At 58.8% G+C, this 8,002-nt stretch carries 8 protein-coding genes; all 8 read left to right on the plus strand.

The window, feature by feature from the left end; translation table 11 throughout:
• Nucleotides 1–499: 499 nt before the first annotated feature.
• On the plus strand, nt 500–961 hold the full coding sequence (locus ACFFAR_RS18430) for a DUF3455 domain-containing protein (protein ID WP_373408607.1): 462 nt from the start codon (nt 500–502) through the stop codon (nt 959–961).
• Between the two features lie 19 nt (nt 962–980).
• Nucleotides 981–1,631: a YceI family protein gene (locus ACFFAR_RS18435; protein WP_174363382.1), complete on the plus strand. Its 651-nt coding sequence runs from the start codon at nt 981–983 to the stop codon at nt 1,629–1,631.
• Nucleotides 1,632–1,938: 307 nt separating this feature from the next.
• Complete coding sequence (gene tssA, locus ACFFAR_RS18440) at nt 1,939–3,000, plus strand: type VI secretion system protein TssA (RefSeq protein ID WP_375508233.1); 1,062 nt, start codon at nt 1,939–1,941, stop codon at nt 2,998–3,000.
• A 32-nt stretch (nt 3,001–3,032) separates the two neighbouring features.
• On the plus strand, nt 3,033–3,533 hold the full coding sequence (gene tssB / locus ACFFAR_RS18445; protein WP_174365368.1) for a type VI secretion system contractile sheath small subunit: 501 nt from the start codon (nt 3,033–3,035) through the stop codon (nt 3,531–3,533).
• Nucleotides 3,534–3,601: 68 nt separating this feature from the next.
• Entirely contained in the window at nt 3,602–5,098 is a 1,497-nt protein-coding gene (tssC, locus tag ACFFAR_RS18450) for a type VI secretion system contractile sheath large subunit (protein ID WP_375508236.1), read from the plus strand.
• A gap of 69 nt (nt 5,099–5,167) precedes the next feature.
• A complete protein-coding gene (locus tag ACFFAR_RS18455; protein ID WP_062001343.1) occupies nt 5,168–5,659 on the plus strand; it encodes a type VI secretion system tube protein Hcp in 492 nt (163 codons plus the stop codon).
• Between the two features lie 2 nt (nt 5,660–5,661).
• On the plus strand, nt 5,662–6,186 hold the full coding sequence (tssE, locus tag ACFFAR_RS18460; protein WP_375508234.1) for a type VI secretion system baseplate subunit TssE: 525 nt from the start codon (nt 5,662–5,664) through the stop codon (nt 6,184–6,186).
• A 26-nt stretch (nt 6,187–6,212) separates the two neighbouring features.
• On the plus strand, nt 6,213–8,002 hold a 1,790-nt coding region (gene tssF, locus ACFFAR_RS18465), incomplete at its 3' end, for a type VI secretion system baseplate subunit TssF (protein ID WP_375508235.1).

Below are 8,002 nucleotides of genomic sequence, written 5' to 3' on the forward strand. Positions count from 1 at the left end.
ATCCGCATGGACTGCTCGTCGCCGTTTGCGATGCACGGCATGATCGACAAGGTAAAACGCGGGGAATTTCCGGCGGGATCGAAGGTACTTTATGCGCATCTGGGCGGCGTACCGGCGCTCAACGCTTACAGCTTCATCTTTCGCGAGGGCTAAAAAAAGCGAGGGAATAAGCCTTCCGCTCCATTCGTTGAATAATCAGCGCCCAGCCGCCGACAGGGTCCTTACAGGGACTTTTCGGCGGCTGAGCGCTTTGATCTACCGATGGAATAGATCTGGACATTGAGGTGTTGTGTCGAAAGCAGCCAGGAGAAACCAGACGGTAACGGCTGCAACTAATCCACACTTACGGGCTCCACCCATGTCCAACTTGCTCATTTCCCTCCGTCGTCTTGTTGCAACCGGAACGCCGGTGCCTGCCGGCGCGGCATTGTCGAAGCATTCAAGCGGGGATGTCATGTCAATTCTGTCCAGTCGTTCCATTCGTACAGCCGCGTTGTTTGTGTCGGCGATCGCGACGTGTTCTAGCGCATTCGCCGCGGCATCCATCGACCCGCCGCAAGCGGAACAGGTCATGTCCACGACCGCTTCCGGCGTACAGGTCTATTCATGCGAATACGATGCGCAGCATCACCTGGCGTGGGTATTCAAGAGTCCGCTTGCAACGCTTTACGATACCAGCGGGCAAGCCGTGATCAAGCATGCGGCCGGACCGTCATGGCAAGCCGACGATGGCAGCCGTATAGTCGGCCACGTGCTTGCGCAAACGCCCAGCGCAACCGCTGAAAGCATCCCGCAGTTGCTGCTGGAAACACACAGCGCGGGCGCGAGCGGTACGCTGTCCAATATCCGCTATGTTCAACGCATCAATACCGTCGGCGGTCTGATGCCCGCGGCCGCGTGTACAGCGGAACACCAGACGGGCAGTTCTCCGTATATCGCGAACTACGCTTTCTACAAGTAGCATGACAAGGACGACCATGATGCAGTCCAGATTCTTATCGAGCTTTCACACAATTCGCGCGGGACTGCTGGTGGCGGGATTGCTCTCGTTGCCCGCTTGTACGGCGCTCAGCGTGGTGACGCATTCCGTGTCGCCGAATGAAACCAGCGTTCCAGCGGGGCGCTACAAGCTCGACGAGCATCACTGGAACGTCAGCTTTGACGTGGACCACTTCAAGTATTCGCGCTTTGTGATGCGCTTCGATAAAGTCGATGCGCAACTGAACTGGAGCGCGGGCGGTATGGAACAAAGCACGGTGGAGGCGACTATCGATGCAGACAGCCTGGACACAAATGTCCCCATTCTTAACAAGATGATCAAGGGCAACGACGTGCTGAACGTGGATACGTACCCGACCATCCACTTCGTCAGTACGCAGTTCAAGCGCACGGGGGATCAAAAGGGCGAGCTGACCGGCGACCTCACCATTCGTGGCACGACGCGGCCAGTGACGCTGGCGGTCACGTTCAACGGTCATGCCAAAGACCCGCTGACGAAAAAGGAAACCCTCGGTTTCTCCGCCGATGGTCACTTCAGCCGCGCTCAATTCGGGTTATCGACATGGTATCCGGCTGTGGGCGACGACGTACATGTCGCGATTCAGGCGGAGTTCGATGCGGACGGGCAGTAAGCAGCGCCTCAATGAGCAGATTGCGGTCATCTAAAGTGCGCGTGATTTTGAAGCGCGCTTTTTTTTGCATCAATTGGTTAGGTATCCGATGTTCATTGCCAATTGCCAAAGCTGTTTGATACCGCATCGCGCGGAAATACCTGCTTTGACCTCCGGCAGGAACCCCTGTTTCATTCAGAAACATTTTCGATGTGCGGCCTGCAAAAAAATTCGGAATAAACCACGCTTCAAGATGTTTTGTTAGGTAAGAGACGTGTTGATTGACGCTTGAATAAGTTACCTAACCGAGCTGTTCTGAAGTTCCGACATGACACCTGAATTCATCACGCATATCGAGTGGGCCGCCTGGCTCGAAGACGTCTCCGCAGAACTTGCCTGCGGCGCGGATCTTGAATACGACCCATCGTTCCGGTTGCTGGAAGAAGCGGTCAACGGAAAGCCTGAAGCGGAGTATGGCAAGACCGTGGTCGCGGCCGTGCCGCCCGACTGGAGTGCAGCAAATACGTTGTGCGTCGAGTTGATGTCGCGCAGCCGCGACTTGAGAGTGGTTGCGTTCCTGTCGCGGGCGCGTCTCGCCATTGAAGGTGTCGCTGGATTTACCGATGGACTCGCGCTCGCGGATGGCCTGCTGGAACGTCATTGGAATGACGTACATCCGCAACTCGACACGAACGACGGCAGCGACCCGACGGCACGCATCAATGCGCTCGCCGCTTTTGTGGATACATCGGGCGTGCTTGGACAACTGCTCGATACGCCATTGTTGCCGCAGCTTCCATCGCAAACGGTGCCGCTCACGTTGCGCGAATGGTTCTATGCCAACGGCGATATGCCCCTGCCAGCCGCCCGCACCGTGATGAGCCTTGCGGAAATCGAAGCGGCGATAGCAGCCTCGGTCCATCGCGCGGTATCGCTGAAAGCTGCATTCAGCGCGGCGTTGGCGTACGCGGAACGGATTGAGGTCGTGCTGACGGAACGCGTCGGCATGGCGCAAGCGCTGGACCTCGCTGCGTTGAAGACGCCGTTGCGAAGAGGTGAAACGCTCATTGGCGATTGCCTGAAAAAACTGGGCGTCGACAAAACACCGGAACCGGACGCGCTCGAAAACACGCAAGCATCGGTCATAACCGACACCTCTGCGCCGGCAAAGAACCCGCTCGCCACCCGCGCCGACGTCATCGCGACCCTAGACCGGCTTTGCGACTACTACGCACGCCACGAACCCTCGAGTCCAGTGCCGCTGTTATTGCATCGCGCACGTGGACTTGTCGACAAGTCGTTCGTCGACTTGCTGAAAGACCTTGCACCCGAAGGGCTGGCTCAACTGACCAGCGTAGTTGGAACGGCCGGCATGTCGGCACCCGAATAGCTCGTTCGATTCATTCACCGGAGAACAGGAAGATGGCCAAGGAAAGCAGTCAGAAATTCATCGCACGCAATCGTGCGCCGCGCGTGCAGATCGAGTACGACGTCGAGGTTTACGGCTCGGAAAAGAAGGTGAATCTGCCCTTCGTCATGGGCGTGTTATCGGATCTCTCGGGAACGCCTGAAGAATCGCTGCAGCCGGTGGCGGATCGCAAGTTCCTCGAAATCGACATCGATAACTTCGACGAACGCCTGCGCTCCATGAAGCCACGCGTTGCCATGCAGGTCGAGAACACGCTGACGGGAAACGGCAAGATGGGCGTGGACATGACGTTTGAAAGCATGGACGACTTCTCCCCGGCGGCGATTGCACGCAAGGTCGAGCCGCTAGCGAAGTTGCTCGAAGCACGCAGCCAGTTGCAGAACCTGTTGACCTACATGGACGGCAAGGCCGACGCGGAGAAGCTGGTCGGCAAGCTGCTGGAAGATCCAGCCCTGCTCAGCGCGCTGGCTTCCGCACCCAAGCCGCAAGCGTGATCCTGCACGCCTGAATCCTATCAACCAGCAAGCCAAGAGGAACAATCATGGCAGATGCCAGCGACAACATGCAGCAGCAAACGAGCAGCACGCAGGAAGCACAGGCGACTGAAACGGATGCATCCGGCGAGTTCGGACGTCTCTTGCAGAAGGCGTTCAAGCCACGCACCGACAAAGCCAAGGAAGCCGTGGAAAGCGCGGTACGCACGCTCGCGGAACAGGTGCTGCAAGACACGCATCTTGTCTCCGACGACGCGCTTGCGACCATTGAATCGCTGATTGCGAAGATCGATGAAAAGCTCAGCGCCCAAGTGAACGTGATCCTGCACACCGAGCAATTCCAGCAACTGGAAAGCGCGTGGCGCGGCCTGCATTATCTTGTGACCAACACGGAAAGCGATGAGACGCTGAAGCTGCGCGTGCTCAATATCTCGAAGAACGATTTGCATCGCTCGTTGCGTAAATACAAGGGCGTCGCGTGGGATCAAAGCCCGCTCTTCAAGAAGCTCTATGAAGAAGAATACGGCCAGTTCGGCGGCGAACCTTACGGCGCACTGGTAGCAGACTACTATTTCGACAACAGTGGTCCGGACGTCGATTTCCTGACGCAGATGGGCAAGATTTCAGCGGCCGCGCACGCACCGTTTATCGCAGGCGCCGATCCTGCCGTGATGCTGATGGACTCGTGGCAGGAGCTTGCCAACCCACGCGACCTGACCAAGATTTTCCAGACGCCGGAACACGCCGCATGGCGTTCGCTGCGTGACTCGGATGATTCGCGCTACATCGGTCTCGCGATGCCGCGCTTCCTTGCGCGCACGCCTTATGGCGCGAAGACGAGTCCAGTCGAGGAGTTCGACTTCGAAGAAGACACGGCCGGCGCGGATGCATCGAAATACGCATGGGCAAACGCGGCCTACGCAATGGCGGTGAACATCAACCGCTCGTTCAAGACGTATGGCTGGTGCTCGCGAATCCGCGGTATCGAGTCGGGCGGCGCGGTGGAGAACCTGCCGGTTCATGCATTTCCCACCGATGACGGCGGCGTCGACATGAAATGCCCGACGGAGATCGCGATCAGCGATCGTCGTGAGGCGGAACTCGCGAAAAACGGTTTCATGCCGCTCGTGCACAAGAAGAACTCGGATTTTGCTGCGTTCATTGGAGCGCAATCGCTGAACAAGCCGGTCGAATACGAAGATCCGGATGCAACCGCCAACGCGAATCTCGCAGCGCGCTTGCCGTACCTGTTCGCTTGCAGCCGCTTTGCGCATTACCTGAAATGTATTGCCCGCGACAAGGTGGGCAGCTTCAAGGAGAAGGACGATATGCAGCGCTGGCTGCAGGACTGGATCCTTCAATACGTGGATGGAGACCCCGAGAATTCGTCGGAGTTGACGAAGGCACGCAGGCCGCTCGCTGCAGCCGAAGTGGTAGTGGAAGAGGTCGAAGGCAACCCGGGCTACTACACATCGAAGTTCTTCCTGCGTCCGCATTACCAACTCGAAGGTCTGACGGTTTCGTTGCGTCTGGTGTCGAAGCTGCCTTCAGCAAAAGCCGCGTAACTCTTTTTAGTCACCGGGCTTGGCCCGAACGTTTGTTTAATCGCAATCATCTATTTAGGATCACAAATCATGGCAGTCGATATTTTCTTGGATCTCGGTACAGTCAAGGGCGAATCGCTGGATTCGGTGCATAAGGACGAGATCGATATTCTCTCGTGGAGCTGGGGCCTGAGCCAGTCCGGGACCATGCACCTCGGGACCGGCGGTGGCGGCGGCAAGGTTGCGGTCCACGACCTGTCGGTCACCAAATATACCGACCGCTCGACGCCTTCCATTGTCACCGCTTGCACGACCGGCAAGCACTATCCGACCGGCAAGCTGACCGTGCGCAAGGCCGGCGGAACCAAGCCGCTCGAGTACTACATCATCGAACTGGAAAAAGTGCTCGTCACCAACTATTCGACGGGTGGCTCGGACGGCGAAGACCGGTTCACCGAGACCGTCACGCTCAACTTCGAAAAATTCCACGTGAGCTACCAGCAGCAAGATCCGACGTCCGGCTCGGCACTCGGCGGCGTGGTCGAAAGCAAGTGGAACATCCCCGCTAACGCGGAAGCGTGATCGTGACGAAGCCGCCGACGATCGCGCGCAACGCAGGGCGCATCCAGCCCTCGCTGCTCGAACGCCTGACCGATCACGACCGCGATGCGACCCGCGAGGTACGTGAGCAACGCGCGAGTTCTGCGCGGGCGTTGCGGCAGAGCCTGATGCGCGATCTCGGATGGCTCCTGAATGCGCAAGGGATTTCTGCGTCGCAGGGCATTGAACGGTTTCCGCATGTCGCGGATTCAGTGCTCAATTTCGGATTCTCCGACCTTGCGGGAAAGAGTGCGTCGAATGTGGACATTGTGCAGATCGAGCGTCTGATGGCCGACACCATCCGTGCGTTCGAGCCGCGAATTCTCCCCGGCACGCTGCGCGTGCGTGCCGTGCAGTCAGGTGAGACGACGGGCCAGCACAACGCCATAGCGTTCATCGTGGAGGGGGATCTGCATGCGCACCCTGTCCCCGAACGTCTTTATTTGCGTACCGAACTCGACCTCGAAGCCGGGACGGTCAACTTATCCGAGCAAGCCGGCGCGTATTGAAACTCGCGACATAACCCACCCTGACCATGAACCCAAAACTGATCGAGTATTACAGCCAGGAGCTTCAGCACGTCCGCGAGATGGGCGGGGAGTTCGCGAAGGAGTTCCCGAAGGTCGCAGGACGGCTCGGGCTCGAAAGTTTCGAATGCGCCGATCCTTACGTCGAGCGCCTTCTGGAAGGCTTCAGCTTCCTCTCGGCGCGCGTGCAGATGAAGATCGACGCCGAGTTTCCACGCTTCACGCAGCATCTTGCAGAGCTTGTCTATCCGCACTATCTCGCGCCGACGCCGGCCATGGCAATCGTGGAGATTCAACCGGACATGACGCATCCGTCGCTCGCCGAGGGCGTCCTGGTTCCGCGCGGTACGGCCTTGCATGGACGGCTCGACGGCGACAGTTCCACGCGTTGCGAATTCCGGACTGCGCATGCAATGACGATGTCGCCAATCGAGCTGGTCGAAGCGCGCTTGTTCACACATACCGGCACGCTTGCAGGCGTGGACATGCCGCTGCCGCGCGGCGTGAAGGCTGGCCTGCGGCTGCGTCTGCGCGCGCTGAACAACCAGAAGATCAGCGATATCTCGCTTGATCACCTCCCGCTTCATTTGCGCGGCGGTGAGGGATTGCCGGCGCGTTTATACGAATTGCTGCTTGGCTCGACGCTCGGCGTGGTTGTCGAAGGCAAGCTGTTGCCAGCTTCGTCTATTCGTCCCCTTGGTTTCTCCGACGAAGAAGCCCTGCTCCCCGTCAGCAGCCAGTCGTTCCCCGGATATCGCTTGCTGCAAGAGTATTTCGCGTTTGCACAACGCTTCATGTTCGTTTCCATCGATGGACTCAAGCCGCACATGGCCCGTTGCGGCGGCGATGAGATCGAGTTGATCGTCTTGCTCTCGCGTGCCGATCTGACACTCGAACAACTTGTCGACAGGTCGCATTTCGCGCTGCACTGCACGCCGTGCATCAACCTGTTTCCGCGCCGCACCGATCGCATTGCGGTGACTGGCGAGCAGTTCGAGCACCATGTGGTGGTGGACCGCACGCGCCCGATGGACTTCGAGGTGTACCAGATTCAGAGCGTGAACGGATATCGCGCGGGCGGAGGCTCTGAATTGCCGTTCCAGCCGTTTTACCGTGCGCGCGACATGGGCATTCCCGACTCGGGTAATGGTGCTTTCTATCAGGTACGCCGCGAGAAACGCCTGGCGTCATCGCGACAAAATGAACGCGGCGTGCGCTCCAACTATCTTGGCAGCGAGACCTTCATCGCGCTTGTCGATACAACCGACGCGCCGTATCCCGGCGAGCTCCATCAACTCGGCCTGAGCGTGTTATGCACCAACCGCGACTTGGCACTGACCATGCCGCTCGGCGATTCGGCGACCGACTTTACCGTCGATCTCGAAGTGCCCGTGCTCAGCGCGCGTTGCATAGGCGGTCCAAGCCGGCCTTTGCCGTCATATGCAGAGGGTCCGGTTGCATGGCGGCTTTTGAGCCATCTGTCGCTGAACTACCTGACCCTCGTGGACACCAACGCCGAAGAAGGTGCCTCCGCCCTGCGCGAGATCCTGCGGCTCTACGCAGAGCGGCCCGACAATCCGCAGGTCACCGCCACCTTGCGCAAGATGCTCAACGGTCTCGTGTCCGTCACGAGCAAGCCGATCATCCGCCGCGTGCTGACGCCGGGGCCGATCGCGTTCGCGCGGGGGCTGGGGGTCACCGTCGAGGTGCGCGAGGCCGAGTTCATCGGGAACAGCGCGTTCCTTTTCGGAGCGGTGCTCGAACGGTTTTTCGCCAAGTACGTTTCCATCAATTCGTT

It is taken from the genome of uncultured Caballeronia sp., assembly GCF_964243625.1.
GTDB lineage: Bacteria > Pseudomonadota > Gammaproteobacteria > Burkholderiales > Burkholderiaceae > Caballeronia.